Source organism: Bacteroides mucinivorans, assembly GCF_034654355.2.
Lineage (GTDB): Bacteria > Bacteroidota > Bacteroidia > Bacteroidales > Bacteroidaceae > Bacteroides > Bacteroides nordii.
On the sequence record NZ_CP178179.1, the window covers coordinates 5,412,883 to 5,431,387 of the forward strand.

An 18,505-nucleotide genomic window follows, 5' to 3' on the forward strand; every position below is an offset into this window, starting at 1 on the left:
TCAGTAAGTTTGCACCATGAAATATGACGTATCTTATCTGACAACGGAGGCCGTAAGCCTGCTTAAGTCGCTTATAGCCATCCCCTCAATCAGCCGTGAAGAAACTCAGGCTGCTGACTATCTGCAAAATTACATTGAAGCAGAAGGCATGACTACCGGACGTAAGGGCAACAACGTTTGGTGTCTTAGCCCGATGTTTGATTTAAAGAAACCCACTATTCTGCTCAACTCGCACATTGATACCGTAAAGCCCGTAAACGGCTGGCGCAAAGATCCTTTCACTCCGAGAGAAGAAAACGGAAAGCTCTACGGACTAGGTAGCAATGATGCCGGTGCCAGTGTAGTAACGTTATTACAGGTGTTCCTGCAACTATGTAGAACAGAGCAATCATACAATCTTATTTACCTTGCCTCCTGCGAAGAAGAGGTATCCGGTAAGGAAGGGATCGAGAGTGTTTTGAAAGGTCTTCCTCCCATTTCGTTTGCTATTGTGGGCGAACCCACCGAAATGCAACCTGCCATCGCCGAAAAAGGTCTTATGGTACTGGATGTCACTGCCACCGGAAAAGCAGGCCATGCGGCCCGCAACGAAGGTGACAATGCTATTTACAAAGTACTGGATGACATTGCCTGGTTTCGCGACTACCGTTTCAAGAAGGAGTCTCCTTTGTTAGGTCCGGTCAAGATGAGTGTTACAGTGATCAATGCCGGCACACAGCACAATGTGATTCCGGACCGCTGTACATTTGTAGTAGATGTGCGAAGCAATGAGTTATACTCTAACGAAGAACTGTTTGCTGAAATACAAAAGCATATTAGCTGTAAGGCTGAAGCACGTTCCTTCCGTCTGAACTCCTCACGTATCGAAGAGAAACATCCTTTTGTTCAAAAGGCCATCAAATTGGGGCGTTCACCTTTTGGTTCCCCTACTCTTTCAGATCAGGCACTGATGCCGTTTCCATCTGTTAAAATAGGGCCGGGACGTTCATCCCGTTCACATACAGCAGACGAATATGTGATGTTAAAGGAGATGGAAGAGGCAATAGGGCTATATCTGGAATTGCTGGATGGATTAAGTCTTTAAATATCAGTTAGATTTGGATAAAGATATACTCTTTATATATGCAAATGATATTTACTTGAGGTGTTTTTCATTCTTTAATTCTAATGAAAAATGAATAAAGGAAGAGAAAAGGTTGCGTATCCAAAAACTTATTACGTATTTTGCGTTACACAAAATGTGTAACGTAAAACATGTAATTATGATGAAACCGAATAATCCCTTTTTAGTTTACGGCTATCATAGCCCGGCATACTTTTGCGACAGAGAGACTGAAACTCAAAAGATCATATCGGCTTTGAACAATGAGCGAAACCTTACCCTCATTGCTCCCCGACGCATGGGTAAAACCGGTCTTATCAAAAATGTGTTTCACAATATGGCAGAGCAGGAAAAAAAAATATTCTGCTTTTATATGGACATCTACTCTACCCGTGACTTAAAAGCATTCGTCCAATTATTGGCAAAGACAGTGCTGGGAGAGTTGGATACATTGTCACAGAGTGCACTCAGAAAGCTGATGTCTTTCTTTAAAAGTTGCCGCCCGGTAATCAGTGCAGATGAGAGGACCGGAACACCAACCGTAACACTCGATTTTCTACCGGAACAATCAGAGCAAACATTAAAAGAGATATTCGACTATATAAAAGACTCCGGGAAACGTTGTTATCTTGCCATTGATGAGTTTCAGCAGATAACAGAATATCCGGAAAAGGAAGTAGAAGCACTGTTACGATCTTACATTCAGTTTATACCTAATGTACATTTCATTTTTTCCGGTAGTAAGAAGCATGTCATGGAGGAAATGTTCACTTCGGGCAAGCGACCTTTCTACCAAAGTACTCAAATGATGGTCCTGAAAGAGATTCCGGAAGAAACTTATTATCAGTTTGCTTCGAGATTCTTCGAAAAAGCAGAAAGAGAACTCCCGAAAGAGATATTTTCTTACATTTATGATCTGGAAGACGGACATACCTGGTATATACAAACAATTCTGAACAGGCTCTACGAAACAAGCTATAAAACTATTAATAAGGAGAGGGTAGACCAAACTGTGAGTAATATTCTGGAAGAGCAAGAATCAGTATATCAAAATAATCTGGTATTACTAACCAACAATCAAGTAAATCTGTTGAAAGCCGTTGCCATGGAGGGCTGTGCGCAAAGTGTCAATTCAAGCGAATTTATTAAGAAATACAACCTGAAAGCACCCAGTAGCGTAAATGTAGCCTTGAAATCGTTACTCAACAAAGAATTGTTGTATAAGACCTCAAAAGGCTACATCGTTTACGACCGCTTTATGGGTAAATGGCTGAAGAGCGAGATTATCTGATCGCTATTTATCTACTGAGAATTTAAAGATACAATGACTATTGTATTTCTCGCCGGGACGTAGTACTGCCGAAGGCCATTCGGGTTTATTCGGAGTATCCGGATACTTCTGTGTTTCAAGACAAACGGAAGCACGTTGATTGTATACAATCCCTTTCTTACCTTTCACTGTCCCATCCAGGAAGTTACCAGCATAAACCTGTATACCGGGCTCGTTAGTATAAACATCCAGGATGATACCCGTCTTTGGAGATTGAAGGGTAGCACACTTGCGGGTAATATCCCCTTTTGTATTCAATACCCAGTTATGATCATAACCGTTTCCATTCTTTAACTGCACAAAATCAAAGTTGTTGATCCGGGTCCCTACGGCAACCGGCGAACGAAAATCCATTGGAGTATCTTCTACCGGAACAATCTCGCCGGAGGTCATAAAGGTACTATCCACCGGGGTATAGTAATCGGCATCAATCGTAAGCAAATGTTCCGCATTGCTGCCAGCATCTCCATCCAGATTGAAATAAGAATGGTTGGTCATGTTAACGATAGTAGGCTTATCCGTTTCTGCCTCGTAGCGAATATCAATGGCATTATCATCCGTCAATGTCATCAGCACCTTGCAGGTAATATTACCGGGAAATCCTTCTTCACCATCTTTGGCAAGATAGGTCAGCTCAAGCTCCTGCGGACCAATCTGCCGGGCATCATATACTTGGTACTGGAATCCCTTTGGACCGCCATGCAAGCAATGTCCGTAGTTGTTGCGAGGCAGAATATATTCCACACTATCCAACATGAATCGTCCCTGATTGATACGATTGGCATAACGCCCGATAGAAGCTCCGAAGTCCGAAGGTATCGTAATATAATCCTGTATCGAATCAAACCCAAGAACTACATCCCGCATAATTCCCTCTTTATCGGGTACCATAACAGAAACAATACGTCCGCCGAAATTCGTCACACATACTTCCATGTTGTTAGCATTGCGAAGTACATACAAATCAGTCTTTTTACCATCCACTTCGGTTTGGAAATTGCTCTGCAATAAACCGGATCCGGTTGTTTTCTCATTAGTGGCACAACCTGCCAACAAAAGGGCACAAAGTGTCCACACTGAAATTTTCTTCATCATTCTTCCTTAATTATTCTATACTGTTTAATAGGTCTGTTTTCCCCTCATTCACAAGTTTAAGAATCAACTCTCCCAAAAGAGTATTCTGCCAGGCAAACCAGGCACGGGTAAAGTTCTTCGGATCATCCTTATGAAATGATTCATGCATAAAACCTGTACCCGCATCAGTATTCATCAACATCTTGATACAACTCTTTATTTCTGCATCATTCTTACTTGTGAAAGCTTTCATCATAATACTCATCGGCCATATCATATCGTAACCAATATGAGGGCCACCTATACCCACACCTGCCTTACCTTTAAAGAAATAAGGATTATCCTCACTCCACACAAAACGACGGGTATTTTGATAAACAGGATCATTCACATTGACATCTCCCAGATAAGGCATAGCTATCAGGCTGGGTACATTGGCATCGTCCATCAACAGGTGATTACCAAATCCATCTACTTCAAAGGCATATATCTTACCATATTTAGGGTGCTTATAGACTGCATATTTCTTTAGAGCTGCTTCCACTTCGTTGGCAAGATCTTTGCATTCTTTTGCCAATTCCGGCTTCTTATTGACCGTTTGCAATATCTCGGCTGCCTTACGAAGCGAAGATACAGCAAAGAAATTGGAAGGTACAAGGAATTGCAGTGTGGTAGCATCATCAGAGGGACGGAAGGCAGAAGCAATCAGCCCTACCGGCTTCACCGGATTTCCCAGCCCGTTATTGGTCATCGTATCTAATGCACGATTCGTTTTACGTTCAAACTTGTAAGGACCAACTCCATCTTTACGTTGCTGTTCTTTGAAAGTACGCAGGATGTTGGTGATAGCCTGTATCCACTCTTCATCGAAAATACTGGCATCACCCGTTACCTGCCAGTAGTGATAAGCCAAACGTAAAGGATAGCACAACGAATCTATTTCCCATTTACGTTCGTGTAATTCAGGTTTCATATCAGTAAGGTCACTCATCCAGCGTCCACCTACGGGACCATCATTAAAAGCATTGGCATAAGGATCCATCATAATACACTTGAACTGGCGGTTGATGACACCGGCAAGCATACGTTTCAACTCAGGATCGGAGTTGGCAAGCTGTACGTAAGGCCATACTTGTGCACCGGAATCGCGCAACCACATGGCATGAATATCACCTGTATAAACAAAGGTGTCGGGTTTACCATCTTCGCCTTCACGAAAATGTACAGTAGTATCGAGCGTATTCGGAAAGCAGTTGGTAAACATCCAGGCAAGCCGGGCATTTTTCAGAAGTTTCTGTAAACGGATAATTTCATTTTCTACTGCCTGAGAACGGAAAAGACGTTCAGCCGGTTTAGGACGGTTGTCTTTCTGAATAGCGTCTGTTGCACAGACATGTTCAGACAAATTGTTTCCGGATGCAAATGCAAAAGCCGGAGAGGCCAAAAGTAAAGTAGCTGTAACCGTACAGCTGCCAATCAGTTTCATCGAGTGTTTTAGTGTCATAATCTGTAATTAAAGTTAGTTATTTATTCAATCCTGTAAAACAGAAAAGTAATGACTATGGCATTTCATAGCAATACGTATCTTTTATATATTACAAAGAAAGGCCTTTTCGGGCAAATACAAAAGCGCTTAAATGGTAAATACGTAGCAAAAAAGTATCCTATTCTGCCAAAAGAGTAACAAGAAATGCCATTGGGCAATATCTGCGATTTATTGAATGATTTATTTCATACATTTGTCTTCGTTTTCTTGCATATTTGTATAACGAAACCTATAAAGAAAAACATGAATACCGTCACAAGACTTACACAATTTTTCATCGGTGCATTGATTTTGGCAGGCACACTAATATCATGCGTATCCAAAGAAACGCGACAAGAAGAAATCTCCATGAAGGACCGGCCGGACTATACACAGACAAATGTGAATTATATCGGAAACCGTTCTCCATTGAAATCCTCAAACTTTATAAAGCTTCCGGTAGGAAGTATTCAACCGGAGGGATGGGTAAAGAAGTATCTGGAATTACAGAAAAACGGTCTGACCGGACATTTAGGAGAAATCAGTGCCTGGCTGGGTAAAGAAAATAATGCCTGGCTCACCAATGGAGGCGATCATGGTTGGGAGGAGGTCCCCTATTGGCTGAAAGGATATGGCAACCTGGCCTATATCCTGAAAGATCAAAAAATGATTGATGAAACCCGGATATGGATCGAGGGAGCCTTTGACAGCCAACAAGCCAATGGATTCTTCGGCCCGGCAAACACAAAGAACGGCAAGCCGGAACTTTGGGCACAGATGATAATGCTCTGGTGTTTACAATCTTATTACGAATATACACAGGACGAAAGGGTGATCAGCCTCATGACTAATTACTTTAAATGGCAACTGGCTTTGCCGGATGATCAGTTTCTGGAAGATTACTGGGAAAACAGTAGAGGAGGAGATAACTTATTAAGTGTCTACTGGCTATATAACCGTACCGGAGAGAGCTTCCTGCTGGAACTTGCTGAAAAAATTCATAGAAATACGGCTGACTGGACACGTCCATCCACCTTACCAAACTGGCATAATGTAAATGTTGCACAATGTTTTCGCGAACCGGCAAGCTACTACGTATTAAGTGGTGACTCCGCCTTTTTACAAGCCTCTTACAATGCGCACAATCTGATTCGCCGTACTTTCGGACAAGTTCCGGGAGGTATGTTCGGAGCCGATGAAAACGCACGCATGGGCTATATCGATCCCCGGCAAGGAGTAGAAACTTGTGGAATGGTAGAGCAAATGGCTTCTGATGAAATAATGCTTTGCATCACAGGTGACCCTTTCTGGGCTGAACATTGTGAAGAAGTGGCTTTCAACACATACCCGGCCGCTGTAATGCCTGATTTTAAGGCATTACGATATCTCACTTGTCCGAATCATACAGTCAGTGATGCCCAAAATCATCATCCGGGTATTGATAATAGCGGACCTTTTCTTGCCATGAACCCATTCAGCAGCCGTTGCTGTCAGCACAATCATGCACAAGGCTGGCCTTACTACAGTGAATATCTTGTATTGGCAACCCCTGATAACGGTGCCGCCATTGGGTTGTATGCAGCTTGTAAAGCAACTCTAAAAGTGGCCAATGGCCAGGAAATAACGATCGATGAACAAACAAACTATCCGTTTGGAGAAGAGATTGATTTTACTGTCAATACGTCAAAAGAAACTAAATTCCCACTCTATCTGCGCATACCTTCATGGAGTAATCAAGCAGAAGTTGCAATTAATGGGAAGAAAGTAAATATTGATCCGACTCCGGGGAAATATGTATGTATCAACCGTATTTGGAAAGACGGAGACAAAGTAAACCTAAAGCTACCGATGCAACTCGCGATACGTACCTGGCAGGCAAATAAGAACAGCGTCAGTGTAAATTATGGTCCTCTTACCCTATCACTGAAAATAGATGAAGAGTATGTTAAGAAAGACAGCCGCGCTACCGCAATATACGACTCCCGCTGGCAGGAAGGGGCAGATTCGGAGAAATGGCCTTCCTATGAAATATTCTCGAAAAGTCCGTGGAACTACGCACTGGTGCTTGATTCTAAAGATCCTTTGAAGAACTTCAAAGTCATACATAAAGAATGGCCGTCGGATGACTTTCCGTTTACAACCGCCAGTGTCCCACTGGAAGTAAAAGCAACCGGCCGTCAAGTACCTTCCTGGACATTAGACAAATACGGACTTTGTGGTGTACTGCCTGAGATAGATGCTCCTAAAGCCGCCAAAGAAGAGATAACACTTATACCAATGGGCGCTGCCCGGTTAAGAATCTCTGCTTTCCCAAACCTAAAAGAGTAAAACCCTAATAAACTAACAAAAAGACCATGAACAAACTTTGGATAGCAGCATTGCTGCTTCTTATGAACACTTACAGTGGATTTAGTAATAATACGCCACGTCCGGAGTATCCTCGTCCGCAATTTGAACGAGCCGAATGGATTAATCTGAACGGAACCTGGACTTTCCAGTTCGACTTCGGTAACTCCGGCAAAGACCGCCAATTACAACAATCCGAAAGATTTGCACAGAACATTACAGTCCCTTTCTGTCCCGAAAGCAAACTATCCGGCGTGGAACATACGGACTTTATCAATCAAATGTGGTATCAGAAGCAAATCTCCGTCCCCGCAAACTGGGATGGAAAGAAAATATTCCTCAACTTCGGTGCTGTAGATTATCAGGCTGAAATATTTATCGATGGCCAGTTCATCGGGCGGCACTTTGGCGGAAGTTCTTCATTCAGTATAGATCTGACCCGTTTCGTAAAACCCGGACAGAACCACAATCTGATTGTATTCGTGAAAGACGATCAACGCTCGGGGTTGCAGACAATAGGTAAACAATGTAATAATTTTCAGTCCGGTGGGTGTTCCTATACCCGTGTCACCGGAATCTGGCAGACAGTATGGCTGGAAGCCGTAGCTCCGGCAGGATTGAAAACAGCAGTTATCCGACCGGATATTGACCAAAAGCAACTCATCATAGAACCAGAATTCTACAACGAGTCCAATGGAACCCTGGAGGTGACCCTTATGGACGGACAAAAGGCAGTAGGCAAAAAGACAGTAACCTGTGCCAATAGTGCTACTATCGTTCTACCCATAAAAAACATGAAGTTATGGACTCCTGAAACCCCTTATTTATATGATATTATTTATCGTGTTAAGGACGTACAAGGCAATCTCATCGATGAAGTAAAGTCTTATGCAGGCATGCGCAAAGTACATACTGCCAACGGACTCTTTTACCTAAACAATGAACCTTACTACCAGCGTCTTGTACTCGACCAGGGATATTACCCCGAGGGAATATGGACTGCACCGACAGATGAAGCACTAAAACATGACATCCAACTGGGAAAAGAAGCCGGTTTCAACGGTGCGCGCTTACATCAGAAGGTTTTTGAAGAAAGATATTTCTACTGGGCAGACAAGTTAGGTTACATCACCTGGGGAGAATCGGCAAGTTGGGGTGCGGACGTGAACAATGAACTGGCTGTACGCAATTTTATCGGCGAATGGAGTGAAGTAGTTGTACGCGACCGTAATCACCCGTCACTGGTTACGTGGACTCCTTTTAACGAGACCTGGGGTGGTGGTCCCGATACGTATGTACGATTGATTCAGGATATATATCACATCACAAAAGCCATTGACCCTACCCGCCCAGTAAACGATGCCAGTGGTGACAATCATGTGCTGACAGATATCTGGAGCGTGCACAACTATACACAAGAGAAAGAGAAACTGATTGATGAACTGAAAATGGTAGAGGGACAAGAGCCTTATCGCAATGCAAGGGACAAAAAATATCTGGCTGTATATGAAGGACAACCCTATATGCTGGATGAATTTGGCGGTATTGGCTGGATGGCAGCCAAGGACCGCAACAATTCATGGGGCTACGGTGGAATGCCTGCCGATGAAGAGGCCTTCTACGAGCGTCTTGAAGGACAGATCGATGCCTTGATTGCTTCAAAACATGTATGCGGTTTCTGCTATACACAGCTGACAGACGTGGAACAGGAGAAGAATGGCGTTTACTACTACGACCGTCGCCCCAAAATGGATATGAAACGCATCAAAGCTATTTTTGAGAAAATACCCAGCAGACCTGCTAAATAAAACTGACTTATACTTACTGATATGAAAAATAGATTCGGACCTATACTTCTATTGGCATCAGCTCTGCTGGTGCCAACCGGACTTTCGGCACAACTGGGCGGGAAGTTATACCAGCAACGTGCTGACTCCTTGTTACAAAACATCCTCACCCGTTATGAGGTGAAAGAACACGGGTTGCTCATGGAGACATACCCCAGAAACTCCAAACAGGAAATTACCTATACAGCCAATACAGGATCTACTGTTCATCAGCAGGAAGTATCTTTCTTATGGCCCTACTCGGCCATGGTATCGGGATGCGTGTCTTTATACAAAACTTCCGGCAATAAGAAGTATAAGAAGTTAATGGATAAACAGATCAAACCCGGTCTTGACCTCTATTGGGATACCACCCGGGAGCCACATTGTTATCAATCCTATCCGGCTTTTGCCGGCCAGAACGACCGATACTATGACGATAACGACTGGGTAGCCATCGACTTCTGTGATTACTACGAACAGACCCGTAACAAAGAATATCTGAACAAGGCCATTGCCCTGCATAAGTACATTTACTCCGGCTGGTCAAACGATCTTGGAGGGGGTATCTACTGGTGTGAACAAAAAAAGGAATCGAAAAACACCTGTTCTAATGCTCCGGCCACCGTATTGTGTATGAAACTGTACAAACTGACCAAAGATAAAAAGTATCTGGAACAAGCCAAAGAAACGTATCAATGGACACGCGACAATCTTTGCGATCCATCCGACCACGTATATTGGGACAACAAGAATCTGGAAGGTAAGATCGGCTATGCTAAGTTTACATATAATAGCGGACAAATGATACAAGCCGGTGTACTGCTTTACCAGGCCACCGGAGACAAACGTTATTTACAGGAAGCACAACAAACGGCAGAAGGTTCTTACCATTTTTTCCTGAAACCACAGCCCACTGTGAAAGGAGAAATGAGATTCTATCCCTCCAGCCCCTGGTTCAACGTTATCTTATTCCGCGGACTGAAAGCACTCTATCTTGTTGACCGGAACGACACTTATGTGAAGGCCATGATTGACAACGTAGATTACGCATGGAGATATACACGTGACGAAAACGGATTACTCAACAGAGACTGGTCCGGCAACAAAAAAGATCAGTTCAAGAGCTTGCTGGAAAACTCCTGTATGATTGAGCTCTATTCGGAGATTAGCGAATTATAGGAATATATAAATCATAAAACAGACAGAAATGAAGAAACACATCGTTGCACTGGCATCGACTTTACTATTATGCAGTGGCTCCTATAGCCAAAATACGCAACCGGAGAAAAAGTCCAAAGCCTACATGGTTGCAGATGCACATCTGGACACTCAATGGAACTGGGATGTCCAAACGACTATTAAACAGTATGTATGGAATACTATTAGCCAGAACTTACTTCTACTAAAGCAGTATCCTGACTATATCTTCAACTTTGAAGGGGGAGTCAAGTATGCATGGATGAAAGAATATTATCCGGCTCAATACGAAGAAATGAAAAAATATATCCGGGAAGGACGCTGGCACGTGAGTGGCTCCAGTTGGGAAGCTAACGATGCTTTGGTGCCCTCAACCGAATCTGCGATTCGTAACGTCATGCTGGGACAGGAATATTACCGGAATGAATTTGGAGTGGAAAGTACAGATATCTTCCTACCGGACTGTTTCGGCTTCGGATGGACACTGCCTACCATTGCAGCTCATTGCGGACTCATCGGGTTCTCATCACAAAAGCTGGACTGGCGTAACAAGCCTTTCTACGGAAAAAGCAAACACCCCTTTACCATCGGATTGTGGCAGGGAATTGATGGTTCTTCCGTCATGCTGGCTCACGGATACGATTATGGCAAAAGATGGAACGATGAGGATTTATCGGAGAACAAGGAACTGTTAGGACTGACCACACGTACCCCACTCAATATGGTGTACCGTTATTACGGCACAGGAGATATTGGCGGATCACCCACATTGGGTTCCGTACGTTCTGTTGAAAAGGGAATAAAAGGAAACGGGCCACTCGAAATCATCAGTGCTACAAGCGACCAGATGTTTAAAGACTTCCAACCTTATAAGGATTATCCGGAATTGCCTGTATTCAACGGAGAGTTACTGATGGACGTACATGGAACAGGCTGCTATACTTCACAAGCAGCCATGAAACTGTACAACCGGCAGAATGAGCTTTTGGGAGATGCAGCAGAAAGAGCAGCCGTAGCCGCCGAATGGCTCAACAAAGCTGCATATCCCGGAGCAACTCTAACAGATGCCTGGAAACGTTTCATCTATCATCAGTTCCATGACGACCTCACCGGAACAAGTATTCCACGTGCCTACGAGTTTTCGTGGAATGACGAGTTAATCTCACTCAAACAATTTTCCGGCGTACTTACCTCTTCCATTCGTTCAATAGCCGGAGACATGGATACACAGGTAAAGGGCATTCCGGTAATACTCTATAATGCATTAGGATTCCCGGTACAGGACATAGCAGAAGTAGAACTGGAATTGCCCACAGCCCCCAAAGGTGTCACAGTATATGACAACAACGGTAAAAAGGTGGCATCACAGTTACTATCCTACACAAACGGAAAAGCACATCTGTTGATAGAAGCAACAGTACCGGCTACCGGCTACGCAGTGTACGATGTACGTACTTCCGGCACGGCAAATCGCTTTGCTGCAACAACAAGTAACACACTCGAGAATTCCATCTATAAAATCACATTGGATGAAAAAGGTGATATCACCTCGCTTCTCGACAAGACGCAGAACAAAGAGTTGGTAAAACAGGGTAAAGCCATCCGACTGGCCCTCTTCACCCAAAATAAATCATACCACTGGCCAGCCTGGGAAGTACTAAAAGAAACAATAGACCGGGAACCAATCTCTATCACGGATAATGTGAAAATATCATTGGTAGAAAACGGAGAACTACGTAAAGCAATCTGCATTGAAAAGACACACGGAGAATCGGTGTTTAAGCAATACATCCGGCTCTATGAAGGAAATCGTGCCGATCGGATCGATTTCTACAATGAAATAGACTGGCAATCAACCAATGCCTTGCTAAAGGCCGAATTCCCTCTGAATATAGAGAATACGGAAGCAACTTATGACTTAGGAATCGGAAGCGTTAAACGTGGAAATAATACCGATATCGCTTACGAGGTATATGCACAATACTGGGCCGACCTGACCAACCAGGACAACAGCTATGGTGTATCGATATTGAATGACAGCAAATATGGCTGGGACAAGCCCAACAACCATACGCTCCGTTTAACGCTGCTCCATACTCCGGAAACGAGTCGGAACTACGCTTATCAGGACAAACAGGACTACGGACATCACAACTTCACGTATAGCCTTGTAGGGCATTCCGGTAAGCTGGATCATGCATCCACCGTAGAGAAGGCAGAACTTATGAACCAACGCCTGAAAGCATTCCAGACTACAAGGCACAAAGGTACACTGGGCAAAGAGTTCTCTTTTGCAACCTCAGACAACCACAACGTAATTATCAAAGCACTCAAGAAAGCAGAAAGCTCAGATGAATATGTAGTGCGCGTGTATGAAACCGGAGGTGAAAAGTCACAGCAAGCTACTTTGTCATTCGCAGGTGATATACTCAATGCGAATGAAGCTGACGGAACAGAAAAAACAATTGGTGCTGCCAGTTTCAATGGAAACAAACTGCAAGTCACTATTAAGCCCTATTCTGTCAAGACATTCAAAGTGCGTTTGAAAGGTGCTGCACAACCTGCATCTGAACCGGAATATGTGAACCTGCCACTAAATTATGACCGCAAATGCGCCTCATTTAATGAATTCCGCGGAGAAGCGAATTTTGAGTCCGGATACTCATACGCTGCAGAACTACTACCGGATTCCATATTCGCAGATCAAATTCCGTTCCGCCTGGGAGAGAAAGAGACATTCAACGGCATGACCTGCAAAGGAGATACGATCTATCTGCCCGACGGACATAAATATACTCATTTATACTTCCTGGCTGCTGCAACGGATGATGATTATACAGCTACATTCTGCTGCGGGAAAAACAAAGCGGAAATCACCGTTCCTTCTTACACCGGTTTCATCGGACAATGGGGACATACCAATCATACCAAAGGGTATCTAAAAGATGCCGAGATAGCTTATGTAGGTACACACCGTCACGCTCCGGGTGAAGATCAGGCATACGAGTTTACGTATATGTTTAAATTCGGTATCGATATTCCCAAAGGCGCAGTAAGCTTTATCCTGCCAAAGAATGACAAGATTGTGCTCTTTGCCGCTACACTGGCCAAAGAAGAACAGCCTGCTGTGAACACTGCATCACAGCTATTCCGTACAGCCATCAAAGAAGAAGCCGGCAAGAAATTATCTACACAGGAAAGTCCGAAAGAAAACTTGCTGAAAACTGCGAAGATCATATCTTATTCAGGCTATATGAACAACCGTGAAAAACCGGAATGCATGATTGATGGAAATAAGGATACCAAATGGTGTGATACAGGTATGACTCCGAACTATGTGGATTTTGATTTAGGAGAGGCACAAGACATCAGTGGCTGGAAACTTGTGAATGCAGGTGAAGAGAGTCACACATATGTTACGAAAGGGTGTTTCCTGCAAGGAAAGAATAATCTGAATGAAGAATGGAAAACACTGGACAGGCTCAACAATAATAAGCGTAATGTTGTTTCACGACAACTGTCAGAACCTGTTAAAGTACGTTACATCCGCTTAATGGTAACCAATCCGACGCAAGACGATGAAGGGAAAGACACCCGCATTTACGGATTTGAAGTTTATAAATAGAAAGCCCTCTTAGAGATCCTTATATAGGAACAGGCTTTTATATATTTCGCCGGTTATCTCGTTATCGAGACTAACCGGCGAAACGGGTTTATAGAGAGTCAGCCGACTACCGGAAACACAAATATGGCTCCTCTTGAAACAAGGAAGCCAGAAGAAAGACGCTAAAAGGAGTAGCAAGGGAGACATAATCCGGTAAGGTCGTAGAGGAACAAGAGATGACTCGTAAGGGAGCGTTGTTTTACATGTACATGTGGGACAGTACGACATGTGCATGTCGTGCAGCTTTACATGTACATGTAAAACAATGCTTCCCACCAGAGAAAGGAGGTTTACATTACTAAGAGAGGAATCGTCAACGGCAGGCATCATCTGTTCAGCCAAGGTTCAGGATTTAATTTGTCTTTCTCTTTACGCAATTGGAAGTGCAATACAGTACGCCCATTGTCGGAGGCATCAGAAAATACCTGCCCGATAGCCTGCTTCGTACTAACCGTATCTCCCGACTTAACAGATGCGGAAGAGAGATTACAATATACAGAGATATAATTGCCATGGCGAATTAACACATTGAACAACCCATTGAGTTGGAAAACGGCCGCAACTTTACCATCAAAAATAGCACGAGCCTGCGCACCGGGCTTTCCTTGAATATCAATACCCTTATTATCGAGTTTAACATTGCGTAATCCCTCAACGGCATATTGTCCATAATGGCTGGTAATAATATAAGGACCCGAAATCGGCATAGGTAGCTTACCACGATTACTGACAAAGTTGCCGGATAACTCACGGTCCGCTTTACTCATACTATAAGCTTCCAGAGGTTCCGCTTTTTTCTTTGTCTCCGTTCCGGAAGAAGTTGATGTTGATTTACCTTCCTTAGCTTCTGACTTTTTACGAGCCTCTGCTTCGCGACGCGCTTCTTCGGCTGCACGCTTACGGGCACGTTCTATTTCCTCGGCTATCAACTTATCAATCCGGGCATTGAGTTGATTGGCTTCACGTCTCTTTTTATTTATTTCGCTTTGTAACCCTTTCTGCTTCTTTTGCAGATTAGCCACCATTTCACGCTTCTGCTTTTCCTGATCTTCAAGTTTCTGCTTCTCTCCTTCGCGTTCTTTCAACAGATTTTCTTTGGCAGTCTTTACCTGCAGCAGCTCTGCTCTTTTCTTCTTGATCTGTTCCTGTTTTTTCAGAATTTCTTCGCCCTGAAGCCGTTGATAAGTAGCATACTCACGCACATAACGAAGACGGCGATACGTCTGTCCCAGGCTCTTGGCCGAAAAAATAAACATCAGTTTTTCTTCTATCGATTTATTACGATAGAGGTATTGGACGGAAGATTCATATTTCTTTTTCTTATCCTGTAAGTCACGCTGAAGTGTACGAAGCTGTCGCTCAAGGACAGACAATTCGCGTTGAAGAGCCTCCACGTCATTATTTATGGCAAGGATATATCGCTTGCGTTCTTCAATCTGCCCCGTTAATGAAGCAAGACTATTAAGTTGGCTTCCTACGTCTTTCTTTGTATTCTTCAACAATGATTCAGTGTCAGCAATCTGCTTTTGCAATTCGCCGCGTTTACTTTCCAGCTCTTTAATCAATCTGCTACTCTGAGCAGAAAGCGGAATGACCAGAAACAGAATACATGTTAATCCTACAAAGATACGTTTCATCATAACTTAGTCAGCATATTTAATAGTTCTTCAAGTGGCACCTGGGTGTATCTGTCCGAGACTTCGGTAGGTGTCATTGCAAATTCTTTGGACGAGAAATCATATAATCTCACTTTTGCTCTTTCCAGTGAAGGTATGCCCAACTCCTTGCCACTCAACTCGGCTTTCCCTTCCGGGCGTGAAGCACTCAGAAGTAACTTCTCCAATTTAGAGAACCGGGCGTCCTTAGGCAGAATATCATCCAACTCTTTCCGGGAAGCCCTGACATAGCGCTTATTCATCCGATCGATAAGTAATACTTCGTCGGGAGTTATCTCCAACCGGGCTATTTCCGTACGGAGAATAGGCATCAGAATGGAAAGCTGCACACGTTCGCCTCCTTTCATTTTCATTGTTCCCCCCGTCGTTATACTCCCATCAGAGCCGGAGGGTATAGTTAACTGCAGTTTGGATGATAGGTAACAAGGCTCGGCGACAGGCACGTTTGAAGTTATATTCTTTGTGCTTTTACAGCCTGCAAGCATTACTACCAGTAACAATAAATAGAATACGTTTCTCATTCTGCAATGTATTTCTTCTTCTTAATTTTCTCTTTCAGCGTTTTCGATTCACTCCCCATATCAAGAGCCTCTTGCCAATATTTTAATGCGCCATCCACATCACCGGTCATATAATAGATATCTCCGCAATGTTCTACTATCACATCACTTTTCTCCCCATCGCTTTTCATGGCATCATCAATGTAGATACGAGCCTCAGCATAGTTCCCTTTCTCAAAAAGTATCCAGGCATATGTATCAAGATAAGTGGCGTTGCCGGGATCGGCTTTCACCGTCTTATAACTCATTTCCTCAGCCTTATCGAGTTCCCGGCGTTCTACAGACAGATAATAGGCATAATTGTTCAATGCACCAATATTAGACGGATTGTAAACCAATGCAGAATCATACGCATTGTATGCCTCCGTCATCATCGCTTTTTTATGGTAAACATCGCCCATGATAGAATAGAAGTCAGATAAGACTTCTTTCTTACTCTCATTTGTAGCGTTTGCCAAAGCTTTCTGACAAATAGCAAGTACCTCATCATTACGCTCCGCCTGGCTATAGCCAATAGCGAGATAGAAATAGAACTCAAGTGCTTCGGGAGTAGCCTCTACACCAGGTTCACAGATTTTAATGACCTGTTCAAAATCATTCTTCTGCACAGCTACTTCAAGGAGCATCAGACGGGCAGCTTTATTGGCCGGATCAATCTGGACCACACGCTCCAATACCGGAATCGAAGCTTCCTTCATGTTCTTTGCCCAAAGATATTGTGAATAGAGCATAGGAATCTGATCATCATCCGGGTCCTGCTGCAGGATACGGTCAAAAAGCGAAATCACCTTCGTACTGTCTGCTGTAGCCTGTTCATTTTGGGCAATCACCTGGCGCATTACATTCAGTTTCGTATCTGCAGGTACCTTTTTGTTCATCAGCAAAGAGTCCAGTTGCTGTTTATACAAATCCTGTTGGCCGGTTTGTTCATAATAGGAAGCCAGTGAAAAATGGGCCATCACATTGTCCGGCTCCGTAGCAAGTACCTTCTGATAAATATCGTATGCCTCCTGCTTTTTACCATTCTGCATATACACATCTCCCAGGATTACTTGATAACGCATATCCATAGGATATTCCTTCACCAGGTTCTCAATCTCCCGAAAAGCACTTTTGTCGTCTTTCATCTGCAGATAAATACGGAATTTCTCCATTGTGAGTTGCTCATTCTTCCCCATTATCTCTTCCAGACGATCTAACGTTCCGATCACTTTACCATAATCCTCTTGCTGATTATACAAATCAAGCAAAGCAAACAACGATTCTCTTTTTCCCGGAAAACGGGTAGCCATCATCTCAAGCAATCCTATTGCTTTCTCTTTCTCATTCTGTTGTTGATAAAGGCTGGCAAGTGCCTGGCTATACCAATAATTATCCGGTGCGCTTTCCACCGCAGCCTCCAAAGCAGCCTGGCCTTGTGGCACTTGCTTCAAAAACATATAATACTGCGAAATCTCATAAAGGGCCGAAGCTGCCTGCGGATTAATGGTCAGACAATGTTTCAGCAAATCAAATGCAGCATCATACTCCTTTTTAGTTTTCAATCGCGTTGCTTCGAGGAAAAAGTAGTCATATTTACGCTGTTGCTCGTCCGAGAGGGTAACTAACTGCCGGGCAGGCTTAACAGCACCCGCCTTTCCTACTCGTTGTGAAGAACCGCAAGAAGCAAGTATCAGTATCAACACCCCAAGGAGTAATAATTTTATTTTCATTCGTAATTCGTAATTTGTAGTTCGTAATCTATCCCCTTCCCGTATGCCCGAAGCCACCTGCACCACGCTCCGTATCATTCAGTATTTCCACTTCCTGCCAAACAGCCTGTTCATGATGGGCTATCACCATCTGTGCAATCCGTTCTCCGTCTTCAATAACAAATGGTTCGGTCGAAAGATTAATCAAAATCACACAGATCTCTCCCCGGTAGTCGGCATCAATCGTTCCCGGAGAATTTAAAACAGTAATCCCTTTCTTTAAAGCCAGACCGCTACGCGGACGAACTTGTGCCTCAAATCCCGGAGGAAGTGCAATATATAATCCGGTAGGAACCAGACAGCGTTGCATAGGGGCCAGAGTCATTGAGTCCGAAAGATTAGCACGAATATCCAGTCCGGCAGAGAGTTCAGTAGCATATGCCGGAAGCGGATGCTTTGATTTATTGATAACTTGTACGTTCATATTCAGTCTGTTTACTATTTAACGGGC

At 43.6% G+C, this 18,505-nt stretch carries 12 protein-coding genes; 6 read left to right on the forward strand and 6 right to left on the reverse strand.

The window, feature by feature from the left end:
• Positions 1–16: 16 nt before the first annotated feature.
• Both VCM39_RS20500 and VCM39_RS20505 read left to right on the forward strand, forming a co-directional pair.
• Positions 17–1,084 carry a M20 family metallo-hydrolase gene (locus VCM39_RS20500; protein ID WP_289291599.1) on the forward strand — a complete coding sequence of 356 codons (1,068 nt, stop codon included), beginning with the start codon at positions 17–19 and terminating at the stop codon, positions 1,082–1,084.
• 181 nt (positions 1,085–1,265) lie between these two features.
• Positions 1,266–2,393 carry an ATP-binding protein gene (locus VCM39_RS20505; RefSeq protein ID WP_323674035.1) on the forward strand — a complete coding sequence of 376 codons (1,128 nt, stop codon included), beginning with the start codon at positions 1,266–1,268 and terminating at the stop codon, positions 2,391–2,393.
• A gap of 3 nt (positions 2,394–2,396) precedes the next feature.
• On the opposite strand, the gene VCM39_RS20510 is transcribed toward VCM39_RS20505, so the two are convergent.
• Positions 2,397–3,524, reverse strand: a complete 1,128-nt coding sequence (locus VCM39_RS20510; RefSeq protein WP_289291621.1) for an aldose epimerase family protein — start codon at positions 3,522–3,524, stop codon at positions 2,397–2,399.
• 13 nt (positions 3,525–3,537) lie between these two features.
• The gene (locus VCM39_RS20515) at positions 3,538–5,010 is read right to left on the reverse strand and encodes a glycoside hydrolase family 125 protein (RefSeq protein ID WP_323674034.1); all 1,473 of its coding nucleotides are present in this window, start codon (positions 5,008–5,010) and stop codon (positions 3,538–3,540) included.
• 285 nt (positions 5,011–5,295) lie between these two features.
• Between VCM39_RS20515 and VCM39_RS20520 the strand changes: the two genes are divergently transcribed.
• From VCM39_RS20520 to VCM39_RS20535, 4 genes are read left to right on the forward strand one after another with little or no spacing between them, the layout of a single operon-like run.
• A complete protein-coding gene (locus tag VCM39_RS20520) occupies positions 5,296–7,359 on the forward strand; it encodes a beta-L-arabinofuranosidase domain-containing protein (RefSeq protein WP_322933851.1) in 2,064 nt (687 codons plus the stop codon).
• Positions 7,360–7,385: 26 nt separating this feature from the next.
• A complete protein-coding gene (locus tag VCM39_RS20525; protein WP_322933852.1) occupies positions 7,386–9,185 on the forward strand; it encodes a glycoside hydrolase family 2 protein in 1,800 nt (599 codons plus the stop codon).
• 21 nt (positions 9,186–9,206) lie between these two features.
• Positions 9,207–10,385: a glycoside hydrolase family 76 protein gene (locus VCM39_RS20530; protein WP_322933853.1), complete on the forward strand. Its 1,179-nt coding sequence runs from the start codon at positions 9,207–9,209 to the stop codon at positions 10,383–10,385.
• 28 nt (positions 10,386–10,413) lie between these two features.
• Positions 10,414–14,028 carry a glycoside hydrolase family 38 C-terminal domain-containing protein gene (locus VCM39_RS20535; RefSeq protein WP_322933854.1) on the forward strand — a complete coding sequence of 1,205 codons (3,615 nt, stop codon included), beginning with the start codon at positions 10,414–10,416 and terminating at the stop codon, positions 14,026–14,028.
• Between the two features lie 365 nt (positions 14,029–14,393).
• On the opposite strand, the gene VCM39_RS20540 is transcribed toward VCM39_RS20535, so the two are convergent.
• The 4 genes from VCM39_RS20540 to dut are packed head-to-tail and all read right to left on the reverse strand — an operon-like array spanning position 14,394 to position 18,478.
• Positions 14,394–15,707 (reverse strand): murein hydrolase activator EnvC family protein, encoded by a 1,314-nt coding sequence (locus VCM39_RS20540; RefSeq protein ID WP_221650745.1) that lies wholly within the window; start codon positions 15,705–15,707, stop codon positions 14,394–14,396.
• On the reverse strand, positions 15,704–16,264 hold the full coding sequence (locus tag VCM39_RS20545; protein WP_221650746.1) for a DUF4292 domain-containing protein: 561 nt from the start codon (positions 16,262–16,264) through the stop codon (positions 15,704–15,706). Before VCM39_RS20545 ends, VCM39_RS20540 begins: the two co-directional genes overlap by 4 nt.
• Positions 16,261–18,015 carry a tetratricopeptide repeat protein gene (locus VCM39_RS20550; protein ID WP_289291593.1) on the reverse strand — a complete coding sequence of 585 codons (1,755 nt, stop codon included), beginning with the start codon at positions 18,013–18,015 and terminating at the stop codon, positions 16,261–16,263. The genes VCM39_RS20545 and VCM39_RS20550 overlap by 4 nt, the downstream gene beginning before the upstream one ends.
• 28 nt (positions 18,016–18,043) lie before the next feature.
• Complete coding sequence (gene dut / locus VCM39_RS20555; protein WP_322933855.1) at positions 18,044–18,478, reverse strand: dUTP diphosphatase; 435 nt, start codon at positions 18,476–18,478, stop codon at positions 18,044–18,046.
• Positions 18,479–18,505 lie beyond the last annotated feature (27 nt).